The sequence below is a fragment of the Bacillus sp. 5RYD7K genome, from assembly GCF_059831465.1.
Window position 1 is genome coordinate 3,443,846 of record NZ_CP191200.1, and the last position, 12,961, is coordinate 3,456,806.

Here is a 12,961-nt window from a genome sequence, read left to right on the forward strand (position 1 = left end):
GCAGTTTTTTACTGTTTATTCAGCAGCCGTATCATTTGCCGTTTCTTCTGTTTCCTGAGAAATTTCCCCCTCAAGAATATATTGGCCGCGGTATGGTTTTTTCACTTCCGGATACATTTTAATTAAACTTTGCATAAACGTTGTCATATTAGGGATTTCAAGGCCGCTTTCCTTCTCAATTTCCTTTTGCAGCTCCGAACTTTTGATCGCCGCATTGTGGCGCTTCAATGTTTTAATGGCTGCTTCGCGCAGTTTTGCCGCTTTTGAACCCGGTCTTGCCGTCCCTCTTCTTCTTCTTGTAGAACCGTCCGGAATGCCGGCGGGAAGGGACGTAATAGACTGCATTTGCGGCTGTGAGGATTGAGGCTGTGTCTGCGGCTTTTGGTAGCTTCTCATTTCCTGTGCCGCAAGCTCTGCAAGCACTGGGAGAGAGTCACTTTTTTTCTCCGGACGAAACTCTTTTTTTGTATCGGACAGGCTGCCCGTATTGTCTAATTCTCTCAGTTTTGCATATATTTTATCACGTTCTATTTGATATTCACGAATGACTTTTACCTCTGCCTCGTTCAATTGTTCTAAACGTAAGCGCAGCGCTTCTCTTTCATTAAACATGTGTAAAACCCCCTGTCAAAAATTTAAACGCTTTTATTTAGATATTAGATTACAAAAGTAATTTTATCAACTATTATTTTAGCATTTTACTATTTTATTTACTCTATGAAAAATTGCTTATTTTCTGAAAATGGTACTTTCTATACAAAAACCCTTATCATATAGGGGATTCTGGGCGGTGTTCCATTTTATTCAATCACTTCAAAATATAACTTGAAATTACTTGTTTAATGAAAATTAGCGTAATATCTACAATTTCCGACTATAATATGTAAAAGCTAAAGATACGGAGAAAACATGCGATACAGCGTGTTTTCTCCTGTTTTTCTTCATTTTCGTTTTCACTCCGGCTCAACAATCATGCACGTCATTTTGGAATTTTTTATCCAATAAGCACAAAAAAACCCTATTACCTAACGGCAAAGGGTTTGCAGAACCGAGACAATAGTCCGACGGAGATTGTCCCAATTATTCAGAAGCATGCTCCATTTCTGAAAGTACGCGGCTGACGCGTTTTTCAAGCATTGTCATCCCGTCTCCTCCCGCTTGAAAATGACGGAGCTGTCCGGTTTTATCAAAAACGTAATAAGCCGGCACATATTGATTCTCAAATGCTTCAGTCAGCGTATGATTGCTGTCCACGTAAATCGGCTGAGAGATATCGTGTTCAGCCGCTGTTTCCTTGATTTTCTCAAGGTCAAGATCATCTTCGGAACGGGGCATATGAACGGCTGCCACATTCAACTGATCTTTATATTTATTACGAAGCCCGTTCACCTCAGGCATCGCTTCTTTACACATGCCGCAGCTGACGGACCAGAAGTGAATCAATACCGGCTTGTCACCGATCAGCTGTTCCTTCGTGACTTCTCCGTTAATCCAGGCTTTGGCGCCTGTCAATTCAGGCATTTGCTGATGTAATTTCATCTGATGTCCCTCCTTATGAAAAAGATTTGTGAGCTTTCGTCCGCACTCTCATTTTGATCGGGCAACATCCGGCTGTTTTCCCCTCTAAAGTAAATGATTTGGCTGAACTGCCATGTTAAAATGAGAGCGGAGATTCTTTAGTTAATATCTTCACGAAAATAATGAGATTGAAACCGTTCAATAGAAAAAATCATAACGGTAAATAACTGATTTCTATTAAAAGGTTTATTCTATTGGAAAACGGGTAAATAACTTTTAGCTTTTTCTGCAATAGACTTGAAAGGAAGACATCACTATGATTGATTTAAAACACTTTGATTGGGCCGGGCTCATCACTTCTGCGGGGATTTTCATCGTCAAGCTGGCACTTATTATTTTAGCGTATTTTATTTTCAGAACGGCAGGCAAAAAGCTGATTAAACATCTGTTTCAGAAATTCGAGCAGCAAAACAACCTCTCCACGGGCCGCGCTTATACTTTGCGGAGTCTCGCGCTGAATGTGTACGGATATATACTGATTTTCGTTTTTATCGTCATGATATTGGATTTATTTCACTACAATCCGAGCGCTCTCATAGCAGGCGCCGGCGTGGTCGGTCTTGCAGTCGGCTTTGGCGCTCAGGGGCTTGTCAGTGACATTGTCACCGGATTTTTTATCCTTTTGGAAAAACAGATCGATGTCGGTGATTATATTACGGTTGCCGGCTACAGCGGCCTTGTCGAGCAGGTCGGTCTGCGTACGACGCAAATCCGGAGCTTTGACGGCACGCTTCACTATCTTCCCAACCGGGGGATCACGAATGTGAGCAATCATTCCCGCGGAACGATGCAGGCGCTTGTCGATATTAAGGTGCCGCTTGAAAAAAACCTTGATGAAACCATTCAAGTCCTGCAAAACGCCTGTGACAAAGCAGCTCTTGAGCTTCCGCAGATTAAGGAAGGACCGGACGTTATCGGGGTTCAGGATTTGAGCACATCAGAAATGGTCATCAGAATCATCGCCAAAACAGAAAATATGGAGCAATGGCGGGTTGAACGCGTGCTGCGGAGAGAAATGAAAATCGCGCTCGACCGTTTGAAAAACGCCTCTTCTGCCGAATAGAAAAACCGAAGCATAAGCTTCGGTTTTTTCTTTTTAATGAAATTTTTTTTCTACTTCGCTGCAGATTTCGTCAGCTGTCATTCCGGAAGCCGTAATGACGGGAGCCTGAGTTGACGTATCGGCAATGCCTTGGACATTGCTGTCAAGTCCGGTTACGACACAGCAGTCACAATCCTTCGCATCCTCAGGAGTCTTCATCATCACTACGTCATATCCCTTTTGTTTTAACGCCTGTTCTACATCCGATAAAGATTGTTCAATTCCAATTTTTTTCGTCATATTGAACACCTCCGTTACGTAGAATGCTCAATTTTTGTTAGATTATTCTTCTTTTCGGATTTAATTGGCATACTCCGAAAAATATCCGACCATGACATTTACTGCGGTTTCCATCGCAGCTTCATCCGGATTCAGCTTTGCGTGATGAAGCCCGTGGGAAGAATCGGCACCGAGCCAGAACATGAAGCCGGGATATTTTTTCAGCATATACCCGAAATCTTCTCCGGTCATCGCTTCTTTCGCCGTCTTCACTTCTGCAAGATGATGATCACTGACAAATTGCATAAATTCTTCGGTCAGGCCGCTTGTATTATAAACTTGATGATAAACGGACGGGTACGTGACCTTTCCTTTACAGCGGAAGCCGATTTCAATTCCTTTGACGAGTTCTTCAATCCGCTTTTTCACCATATGCATTGATTCTTCAGAAAGCGTCCGGATCGTTCCTTCCAGATGAGCACGCTCTGCGATGATATTTTGCGCCGTGCCTCCGGTAATCGTTCCGACAGTAATGACCGCGCTGTCAAGCGGGTCCGTATTTCTGGATATGACCGTCTGCAGCTGCGTGACAAGCGTACTTGCGGCGACGACCATGTCATCTGCTGTATGCGGATATGCCGCATGTCCGCCTTTCCCCTCAAGGTCGATGACAAGCTCGCTCGTATTGGCAAACAGCAATCCGCTTTTGGTGGAGATTGTGCCGACCGGCAGCTCAGGTGCTATATGGAGAGCCGTGATCAAATCCGGCGTCCATTTTTTCAGCACATCGCTTTCAAGCATCGGTTCCGCTCCGCCCGGTCCTTCTTCAGCCGGCTGGAATAAAAAGAGCAGATCATGCTTGACCGGATGATGGACAAAATGATCAATAATGCCGAGCGCGATGGTCATGTGCATATCGTGGCCGCATGCGTGCATAAAACCGGGATGTTCAGATGCAAACGGAAGCCCCGTCTGTTCTTCAATCGATAAAGCATCTATATCCGCTCTGTAGGCGAGCATTTTTTCCGGAGCCGTGCCGTTGACTTTGACAAAGATGCCGGTTCTCCACGTTTCGATTTCAATTCTATCTTCCGGATATTGTTTTAATATATTCAGCAGGTACTGCTGTGTTTTATATTCCTGAAAACCGATTTCCGGGATGCGGTGCAGATCTCTCCGGATCGCTATGAGCCGCTCTTTTTCCATATGTATTCCTCCTTAAGATAAGAATAAGGCGTGGATTTTATCATCCACGCCCATTCTATCAAACCATTCCTTACAGCTGGCGTAATTCCTGTTTGATTTCTGTTTTGCCTTTTGTTTTTTCATCGATATCTTTGATTTTTTTCGCTGGTGTTCCTGCTACAACGGTATATGGCTCAACGTCATTTACTACGATGGCTCCCGCAGCGACAACCGCGCCTTTTCCGATTGTTACGCCTTCAAGCACAACCGCATTTGCGCCGATGACAACATCATCTTCCACGACAACAGGCTTAGCGCTTGGCGGCTCAATAACGCCCGCTAATACAGAACCCGCTCCGATGTGACAGTTTTTTCCGACAGTCGCGCGTCCTCCGAGCACAACGTTCATATCAATCATTGTGCCTTCGCCGATGACTGAACCGATATTAATGGACGCCCCCATCATGATAACGGCATTGTCGCCGATTTCGACTTGGTCGCGGATAATAGCGCCGGGCTCGATGCGCGCTTTTACATCTTTCAAGTCAAGCATCGGAATCGCAGAGTTGCGGCGGTCATTTTCAATGACGTAATCCTCAATTTTGTCTTTGTTTTCTTCAATTGCCGCTTTAATGTCAGCCCATTCGCCAAAAACAACGCCGGATTGGCCGTTCAGGAATGTTTTAGCGGAATCGCCAAAGCTGATTCCCTCAAGATTGCCTTTTACATACACTTTTACAGGCGTTGATTTTGTACTATTTTGAATAAATGAAATAATTTCATTTGCATCCATCATTTTCATATGTATTGTCCTCCTCTGATTTTCTACCTCATTACTGTAACAAAGGAAGGATGCAAAAACAAGAAAAAAAGGAACAAGCCTTTATTCTGCCGGCTGTCTGCACAGTGCGGCAAACTGTCTTCCGAATTCCCTGAGCTCTTCTTCCTCACTGCCTTCAGGGTTGTTTTCAATTTTGACCGATGGCAGCACCACCCGTCCTCCCCGGGCCGTGATCACTTTTTCCAATTCGTCAACCGCTCCGCAAAAAAACGCATAGGACGTATCTCCGGAACCGAACAGAGCAAATGTTTTCCCTGCAAACTCCAGGTTTTCCATATCTTCAGCGATATCGAGCATTTCATCAGGAAGATCCCCGTCTCCCCACGTATATATGCCTAATAAAATATACTCGTAGTCATTAAAAAGTTCGGCATGGATATCCATCGCTTCATATCTGTCTACAGATGCTTGTGCTTCGATCAGCCCTTTTTCAATCAAATCCGCCATTGCCTCGGTGTTTCCTGACATTGTCGCATAAACAAGCAATACTTTCCCCATCTCCGTCTCTCCTTTATGTATAGAAACTAATGTGCGAGCCGGGCCGCCTCATACGGTCTGACAAACTTACATTCGTAAAGGCCCGCGCAAAAAAAGCTTTCTTTCTGATTGGCCACCCGCCATCCGTGACCGCGGATCGTATCAAACCATTTTAATTCTCCGGCGGCGAAATCAGCTTGGTAAATGCGCGAAAATCCGTTTTCGTCCTGTGCCGAAGTGACATAAATAATACCGTCATCCTCAGAAACGTCGAGAAATGATTTTTCCCGTACGGCGGGCGCGGCTGTAATGGCAAACGCCTCTTGCGTCCGCACGTTTCGGACGGCAACCTCGCCCCGTTCTCCCTTTGCCGCTCCCTTTGCGGCAATGAGCCAGTCCTTCTTGTACATAAGCATGGAAGCCGTCATGCGCTGTCTTTCACAGCTTATACGCCGGATGCGGTCTTCTGTCAGATCATACGCCCAAATGCCGCCATAATTCATATGAATCCGGGTGCCGATATAAATCGTCTGACCGTGCAAACAAAGCGAGCGGATGACAGGCGGCTCCTTTAAATGTGAAAAGGGCTTAGCCACATGCCAAGTGACACCGAAATCATCAGATAAGTAGAGACAGTGCGTGCCGTGCGCACAGACGAACCCGTCATTCCGCCCGGCAACTGCCCAAACAGAGGCGCTGGTCGGAAATCGGGATGCCGTCCAGGTCTTTCCCTGATCGGCCGATCTGAAGACGGCGCCTTTTTCCCCCGCCGCGAATATGTAAGGCCCGATGTAAGTCAGCACATGAATCTTGCTTTTCATCCGGTACAGCCTTTTCCAGCCTTCTTCTGCAGAAAAATGAAAAATGCCTTCGCCTTTTACTGCGACAAAAAATCCTGAAGACACTGATGCCATGACAGCCGTCGCGCCTTTATGAAACATGGCACCGGTCTCCTTGGTGAGCAGCCCATGCAAGAAAACCGCGGACAAATTCTTTGCAGCATTCCTGATCCTCAGCCGTCTCAGGCGCCAATTCGATTTTCAGCGTTTCCGGATATAAATTAGCTCCGGCCTGTTCAAACGCATCGCAAAACAGCGTAACCGCTTCACAAAACTTCGGATAGGCGTGATCGCCTGAACCGAAACAAGCCGTTTTCAGTCCGTTCAGCTGGCGACGCAGAATATCATCATAAAAATCTTCCGCTTCGTAAGGAAGATCACCATCTCCCCATGTGTATGTTCCGACAAAAACATAATCATATGCTTCGAGACAATCCGCATCTGCCTCATCCATGTCAAGACAGTCAATTGCAATCTGATGCTCGCTCAGTGTTTCTTTTATAATGCCGGCAATATCCTCCGTATTCCCCGACATGCTTGCGTATATCATTAATGCTTTCTGCATATGATCACCTCGTAATTGATAATGATTTTCATTAACATATACATTACTTTAAATGATAATGATTTTCATTGTCAATAAAAAATAAAAAAAGACAGCCTCATTGCTGTCTTTCTAAAAAGGGTTCTCCTGCTTCAGCATATCTTTGATGACAGAAACGAAAGCCTGCACCTGTTTTAATTCAAATGCCGGCTCATAACCGAGCAGCCATGTGTCGCGGCCGATCGGATGATCCTTTGCATCAAGCAGGGGCATTTTATTTACTTTGTCTTCCTCATCTAAGGTGACTGACGGCAAAATGGCATAACCGATTCCGTGCAGCGCCATCTGCTTGCACGTTTCAATCTGATCGACGAGGATCGTCTGTTTCGGCGAGGTTTTGAATTTTTGATGCCACCAATGCTGAATTTCCTGAAAATATGTACTGTCACTTTTGAACTGGATAAACGGCCGGTCGGTATGGGCTATATCATCAATGCAGGAAATTTCCGTATCGACCAAATATAAATGATCGGTCATTAGATATTCTTTTCGGCCTTTCCATTCCGGGTTTCCCCGGATTATGCCGATATGTACCTGATCTTCATACAGACTTTTCAGCATTTCGCTGCTCCATCCTGTAATGAGGGAAACCTTTGCATTCGGATAACGCTCCACATATGTTTTTAACACTTTCGGAAGCCAGTGCTGCCCGATAATGGAGGCGACGGCAAGCTTCAATGTACCGTGAATTTCCCCTTCAAGTTCATCAATATTTTCTCTTATTCTCTCTTGCCGGTCCGTGACATCATTTGCAAATTGTATGATTTTTTCTCCTGCCGGCGTTACCGTAAGTCCTTTTTGAGATCTTAGAAAGATCTTTGTTCCCCAGGCTTTTTCAATGGTCTGCAATCGCTGGGACAGAGCCGGCTGGGACACGAATAACCGTTCGGCAGCCTTCCTCATGTTTAATTCCTCAGCTAAAACTACGAGCATATGAAGCTCTTGAAGCTGCATGTCGTCCTCCTTTTCAATGCCTTTTCGTATTTCTTATCTACCATTCTAATAAAATAAAGGCTGCCGAAGCAAGTGCAACAAATATGTATGCGCTTTCTTTTTCTGACATGCAAAGAACAAATAGGCTGATCGTGCGAGCCTACTTATTCAATGACCTGAGATGGCTGCTCAGCTGCTTTAATACGACTCTTCTCGTAAAGATGCCTTCAAAGACACCTTCATCATTTTCAACGCAGACAAAGCCGTTGTTAATGACCATGCTGAACCCTTTGATAATCGGATCATTGATGTGGAGACGGGGAATGTCTTTCAGCATGACCTCCTCAACCGTCATTTGATCCAGCTTCTCAAACTCAATCCGCTCAAGTCCGAAAATGCTGTTCATAATCATATTTGTGCCGATCAAACCATGCAGACGGTACGAAGCGTCAAGGACTGGAATAGCGGTATAGCCGGTTTTCGTCAGCACTAAAAGAGCATGCTCAAGGTTGTTTCCGACTTGTACGTGCGCCACTTTATCCGCCTCGATCATAAATTGTCCGACTGTTGCATCAAGAAGCTGATCTGATTGTAAGCTAATCATGTCACTTCGACCCCTTTACATTTTTCATCAAAACATGTATTCCCTATATCGCCATAATATAAACATTATCATTTTTTGTCGAAAAGTTTCCGTCAATAAAAAAGATACTCTTTGCAATCGAGTATCAATTTTTAGGCCGCTGATTAATTTTCATTCCGGAAACGGTCATAAAGCGTTACGAGTTTTTTATAAGTGGTTCCATCAACGCTTTTTGACCCTGCTTCTATATCGTTGATTTCGCTGGTCAAAAGCTCAATGGCATATTCATGATTGATCAGGATATTCAGCAGAAGTTTTTGTTCTTCTTCCGTAAATCGTTCACCGATAAGACTCATACGTAATCAGGCCCCCTATTTTTAACTGAATACCTCTGAAAGCAAGGTAATATTTGCTTTCAGCTCTACCGCTAGGATAAGTAAACAGAAAAAAATCGTCAACCGCATAATTCGACAATTTGCGGATTCTGTAAGACATATTATTTTGTGTAACGATTGGCATAACTGAATGCTGTGCAGGAATCGGGCTTGATTTTCGCTTCAATGCCCATCGAGGTAATACGGCCGGTCATTTCTTGTATCAATTCTTTTGTCAGCCCTTTTTGGCCGATATCCAAGTGCACTTCAAATGTAAGATCCGCTCCTTCATCAGCGAAAGGCAGGAGCAAATCGGTAATTTCCATGAAACGTCCGTCGAGGATATGCGCAGCCATCTCCTGGCTGAATGCGGTTTCCAGCGAAATTTTTTCGCGAAGGCTATGTATCGGTCTGGCGAGATCTTGATTTTTCAAACAGCCCCAAGCTCCCTTGCCTGTACGGTGCAAGTGTATAGCCGTAATAAACTTCGTGAAGTCGCGGTAAACTTGTGAATCAGTCCCCACAGACAACACGTATGCTGATCGGGGGTCTTTATTGACAAAGCGTTTCAGCCGCTCCATCACGTCTTGAAAGGTCATCTGTGCCTCAGAAAGATTATAAAACAGAAAAGAATCAGCCATGTACGGACACTCCTCTTTCCAAAATCTACAACCAAACGAACGAGCACGGTTCCTTTGCATGATTTAATAAAGCTCCGCTTGCTAAAAGACGGGAAGCTTGGTCAGCCTGAAAAATCAAACCAAATTACTGAAGGAGCTCAAAAATTTCAATAGAAATCATGTCAATGTTATCAAACGGATATGTGTTAGGTTTTTCACCTTTTTGGAAAACCGTCAGCTCAAACGTTTGATTCTTTTCAAAATATTTAACACTGCATATTTTCTCACCATTTACTTCGAAGTAACGCTGCATCGGCTCATTAGCCGCTTCGGCTGTTTCTTGCAGACTTTGCAGCCGTGTGATGATACCCATTAATTGTGACATTCTAAAAAAAGACTCCTTTCAAAAAACAACTTCAAATCAACAAGTATTTATTATAATACAAGTTCTACAGAGCATCATACCATAAAGTAGACCGGGATGGCATTTTCCCGCTGGATTTTCAATAAGAAAATAAACGGGAAAACTGTGTTTTCGAATAGTTTGAAGCTTTTTTCGGAATGTCATACACCTTTTATAAATGATTTTTCGCTTTTTGAGCCGCCATTGTCAGATATATGTGAGAAGGAGCCTTTTTATGCGCAGGAAGGCATAAAAAAACTTGGCGGGGGTAGCGCCAAGCTTTTTCGGATCTTGATCTGATAGAGGGGTTGGGGAACAGAGAGTAACTTCTCTCTATAACTAAATGATAATGATTATCAGTATCATTGTCAATCGTTTTTTATAAACTTTTTCACATTTATAAAAAAAGCGGCCTACAGCAGCCGCTTTAAAGTAATCCGTCCTGTTCATATAAATAAGAGTAAGGCAGATCGATAAATAAATACATATTGTCATCCATCGGGTATGAAAAGGTTCTGATCATCTCACCCGTTTCAATATCACTGTACAGGTCACTGAAAAAGCCTTTTCTTGAATTACGCATCTTCATGATGTTTTCTAGAAAGTACGGACGCCAGCTCCAGTTTTTCTCCCTGTATTCAGGCTGATAAAGCCATTCGCCTGATTGCTTGAACACATTTCCCGTCAGCTGATAGCCTTCTTCATCACACATATAAATTCTGAAACAGCAGTCCGTCAGGTTTTCCGCCAGTTTCTTAATAAACTCATCATCCGCCTGATGGGTTTTCTTCAGCTCGGACACTGCCTGATTGACCCGCTTATAAAAATTCTCAGAGTGTTCGTATACTGTCTCCAGCTTCTTTTTTTCTCTCGTGATAAATTGCTGAAACTCCGTTTTCAAGCGTGCTTTTAACAGGCTGCGGTCTATAAAATCGCCGCTCGGCGCCTGCAAATAATAGCCTTGAAAAAATCGGCCTCCGTTTCTCCATGCGTACTGGAGCTGGAAATCAGCTTCTATATCTTCATACAGCAGCGCGGCGCCGATTTTTCTCGCCAGCAATGAAATGCTGTACAGCACATGCTCATAGGATGGTGACGGCTGAGATACCTTCAGCGCCTGCAAATCTATTTTCAGAAGGTCCGGTGAAAGGAGCGCGATTCTGTCCAGGTTGCTGCTCTCCTTACCTATATTGTCCACTGCGATTTTAATGCCGTATGTACGATAGTAGGCAAGCATATGGTACAGCTGTTCAATGTCGCCTTCGAAATTGTGCTCGGTGATCTCAAGCACAATACGGTTCAATTCAATGCCCTGCTCTTCGTATTCTTTCAAAAGCTCAAGAAAGCTTTCGCCGTGGTCAAGCATCAATACATTCGCATCCTGATTGATAAAAATCAACAGATTACGATCAGCTTCTTTAAACCTCTCCAGCGCCTGCCTGATGACTCTGTCATCGACCTCAAGCTTATATTCTTCCGGAATGCCGGAATCTAAGAAAAACGGCCCTAGGCTCTCAATCTCCGTATCTGCCAAAATCCGGCCAAGCACTTCGTAGCCTGCGACTCTTTGTTCCTCAGCGTTAAAAATCGCTTGGTAATACGGAATGACATCATCAATATTCGTCAGTATATCAAGTGGGTCCAACATGTTATCACCTGCTTCTCTATCTTTGTCTGATTATACACAATTATATCAGCACCACAAATGTTTAGATTAGGGGAAAAGGAGGGAGTATGGCAGCAGCTTAAAATAAAAGGGGGAACATTTTTAAGATCACTCTTTAGACCGATTCATTTTTGACGTTATTCATTTGTTTCACAATTACAAATAAAAGGATAAATATAAGAGCATTATAACCGGCAGCTGTCCAAAAATAATGGCTCCAATCAGTTCTGTTATATATCCAATCATCCTCATGTTCCAACTGAAAGAAAGTTCCTTTTTTATCTAAAGTGCCAAATTTATTGGCATATACGTATAATCAGATAAAATTGTTTCCGCCAGCTTAGTTGGCAGAGACACATATACTACAGCCGATGTATCGCCTCCGAGCCCACTCAAATACTCCCTGGCTTTAATAAATTTCGTTTCATCAGGAAAATCGATGTGATATAGCTTTTCAAATCTGATTATCTCATCAGAAGTAAGATTGGTATTTTGATAATACTGTGGAGTAAAAGCACAAATCATAAAGTACCAAATATTAAAGATGATAACTAAACTGCTTAAAAATAGTACAACAAACCATTTTAATAATTTCTTCAATTAATCGCCCCTTAATCTTTCAAAATTATATCATAATTTTGAATAGAAAATAAAACAAGCGAACGGCCGGCTTTGGCGTTCGCTTGTTTTGCAAAATAGTCAATATACGAAAAATTAAAACGGATAAGGATTCAGCCACTGCCCGCCGTCCATTGTGATACAATCCCCGTTTATGTAGGCCGCTTCATCAGAAAGCAAAAACGCTGCCAACGCGGCGATTTCTTCCGGTGTGCCCAGCCGGCCAAGCGGGACACTGTTCATAGTGCGGGACATTGCTTTTTCCGATTCAAACAGCTTCTCCGCACCGCCTGTTCGTTCAATCGGGCCTGGGGCTATCGCGTTTGTGCGGATGCCGTATTTGCTCCCCCATTCAACGGCCAGCGTTCTTGTCAGTGACAATACCCCCGCTTTGGCTGCAGCGGAATGAACGACCCCTGCTCCCGCTCCCCATGCGTATGTGGCGGCCATATTCAATATGACACCCTTCTGCTTTTGCTCGATCCAATGCCTTGCCGCGGCTTGGCTGCAAAAAAAAGTGCCGTTTAAAACAATCTCAATAACCGCTTTCCATCCGTTGGGCGTCAGCTTTTCTGCCGGGCAAATAAAATTACCGGCCGCATTGTTAATCAGCGCATCAAGCCGGCCAAAGACCTTTACCGCTTCTGTCATCATGTCTGAAGCGGCGGATTCTGAACGGACATCCATTTGAAAACAGGCGACCTGTCCCTCAAAGGTCTCAATTTCTTTTCTTGTTTCCTCAAGTGCTTCCTGGTTCCTCCCCGTCACCATGACGTGCCATCCCAGTTCAGCCTGTTTTTTCGCCATTGCTTTTCCCATGCCGCTTGAACCGCCTGTAATGATTACCGCTTTCTTATCCATAACAACCCCACCCCTTTTATTGAATGAATAATCATTCATAATTCTATCACAGATGACT

16 protein-coding genes and 1 pseudogene are annotated in these 12,961 nt (G+C 43.9%); 1 reads left to right on the forward strand and 16 read right to left on the reverse strand.

Features of this window, described 5'->3' with window-relative positions:
* Nucleotides 1-15 precede the first annotated feature (15 nt).
* Together rok and ACQE26_RS16680 are read right to left on the reverse strand one after the other, a co-directional pair.
* The gene (rok, locus tag ACQE26_RS16675; RefSeq protein WP_047475244.1) at nucleotides 16-612 is read right to left on the reverse strand and encodes a transcriptional regulator Rok; all 597 of its coding nucleotides are present in this window, start codon (nucleotides 610-612) and stop codon (nucleotides 16-18) included.
* A gap of 468 nt (nucleotides 613-1,080) precedes the next feature.
* Nucleotides 1,081-1,539: a TlpA disulfide reductase family protein gene (locus tag ACQE26_RS16680; RefSeq protein ID WP_500470098.1), complete on the reverse strand. Its 459-nt coding sequence runs from the start codon at nucleotides 1,537-1,539 to the stop codon at nucleotides 1,081-1,083.
* Nucleotides 1,540-1,834: 295 nt separating this feature from the next.
* Between ACQE26_RS16680 and ACQE26_RS16685 the strand changes: the two genes are divergently transcribed.
* Entirely contained in the window at nucleotides 1,835-2,641 is an 807-nt protein-coding gene (locus ACQE26_RS16685) for a mechanosensitive ion channel family protein (RefSeq protein ID WP_500470099.1), read from the forward strand.
* Nucleotides 2,642-2,674: 33 nt separating this feature from the next.
* Here the strand turns inward: ACQE26_RS16685 and ACQE26_RS16690 are convergent, their stop codons facing one another.
* From ACQE26_RS16690 to fadH, 14 genes and pseudogenes are all read right to left on the reverse strand, one after another.
* Nucleotides 2,675-2,920: a YkuS family protein gene (locus ACQE26_RS16690; RefSeq protein ID WP_013352084.1), complete on the reverse strand. Its 246-nt coding sequence runs from the start codon at nucleotides 2,918-2,920 to the stop codon at nucleotides 2,675-2,677.
* A 60-nt stretch (nucleotides 2,921-2,980) separates the two neighbouring features.
* Nucleotides 2,981-4,105, reverse strand: coding sequence for an N-acetyldiaminopimelate deacetylase (locus ACQE26_RS16695; protein WP_060962912.1), 1,125 nt, complete (start codon nucleotides 4,103-4,105; stop codon nucleotides 2,981-2,983).
* A 70-nt stretch (nucleotides 4,106-4,175) separates the two neighbouring features.
* Nucleotides 4,176-4,886 (reverse strand): 2,3,4,5-tetrahydropyridine-2,6-dicarboxylate N-acetyltransferase, encoded by a 711-nt coding sequence (gene dapD / locus ACQE26_RS16700; protein WP_438421804.1) that lies wholly within the window; start codon nucleotides 4,884-4,886, stop codon nucleotides 4,176-4,178.
* Nucleotides 4,887-4,967: 81 nt separating this feature from the next.
* Nucleotides 4,968-5,423 (reverse strand): flavodoxin, encoded by a 456-nt coding sequence (locus tag ACQE26_RS16705; protein WP_500470100.1) that lies wholly within the window; start codon nucleotides 5,421-5,423, stop codon nucleotides 4,968-4,970.
* Nucleotides 5,424-5,449: 26 nt separating this feature from the next.
* Nucleotides 5,450-6,343, reverse strand: coding sequence for a WD40/YVTN/BNR-like repeat-containing protein (locus ACQE26_RS16710; protein ID WP_500470101.1), 894 nt, complete (start codon nucleotides 6,341-6,343; stop codon nucleotides 5,450-5,452).
* Nucleotides 6,333-6,806 (reverse strand): flavodoxin, encoded by a 474-nt coding sequence (locus ACQE26_RS16715; protein ID WP_500470102.1) that lies wholly within the window; start codon nucleotides 6,804-6,806, stop codon nucleotides 6,333-6,335. Before ACQE26_RS16715 ends, ACQE26_RS16710 begins: the two co-directional genes overlap by 11 nt.
* 111 nt (nucleotides 6,807-6,917) lie before the next feature.
* Nucleotides 6,918-7,799: a transcriptional regulator CcpC gene (gene ccpC / locus ACQE26_RS16720; protein WP_500470103.1), complete on the reverse strand. Its 882-nt coding sequence runs from the start codon at nucleotides 7,797-7,799 to the stop codon at nucleotides 6,918-6,920.
* Nucleotides 7,800-7,938: 139 nt separating this feature from the next.
* Complete coding sequence (gene cbpB / locus ACQE26_RS16725) at nucleotides 7,939-8,382, reverse strand: cyclic-di-AMP-binding protein CbpB (RefSeq protein ID WP_060962917.1); 444 nt, start codon at nucleotides 8,380-8,382, stop codon at nucleotides 7,939-7,941.
* Nucleotides 8,383-8,525: 143 nt separating this feature from the next.
* A complete protein-coding gene (gene abbA, locus ACQE26_RS16730) occupies nucleotides 8,526-8,717 on the reverse strand; it encodes an antirepressor AbbA (protein WP_013352076.1) in 192 nt (63 codons plus the stop codon).
* Between the two features lie 140 nt (nucleotides 8,718-8,857).
* Complete coding sequence (locus ACQE26_RS16735) at nucleotides 8,858-9,376, reverse strand: ribonuclease H-like YkuK family protein (protein WP_500470104.1); 519 nt, start codon at nucleotides 9,374-9,376, stop codon at nucleotides 8,858-8,860.
* Nucleotides 9,377-9,500: 124 nt separating this feature from the next.
* Nucleotides 9,501-9,740: a YkuJ family protein gene (locus tag ACQE26_RS16740; protein ID WP_003154613.1), complete on the reverse strand. Its 240-nt coding sequence runs from the start codon at nucleotides 9,738-9,740 to the stop codon at nucleotides 9,501-9,503.
* Nucleotides 9,741-10,185: 445 nt separating this feature from the next.
* Nucleotides 10,186-11,406 carry an EAL domain-containing protein gene (locus tag ACQE26_RS16745; RefSeq protein WP_500470105.1) on the reverse strand — a complete coding sequence of 407 codons (1,221 nt, stop codon included), beginning with the start codon at nucleotides 11,404-11,406 and terminating at the stop codon, nucleotides 10,186-10,188.
* 133 nt (nucleotides 11,407-11,539) lie between these two features.
* A pseudogene (locus ACQE26_RS16750) lies at nucleotides 11,540-12,024 on the reverse strand (hypothetical protein).
* A gap of 114 nt (nucleotides 12,025-12,138) precedes the next feature.
* Nucleotides 12,139-12,903, reverse strand: a complete 765-nt coding sequence (fadH, locus tag ACQE26_RS16755; protein ID WP_438421798.1) for a 2,4-dienoyl-CoA reductase — start codon at nucleotides 12,901-12,903, stop codon at nucleotides 12,139-12,141.
* Nucleotides 12,904-12,961 lie beyond the last annotated feature (58 nt).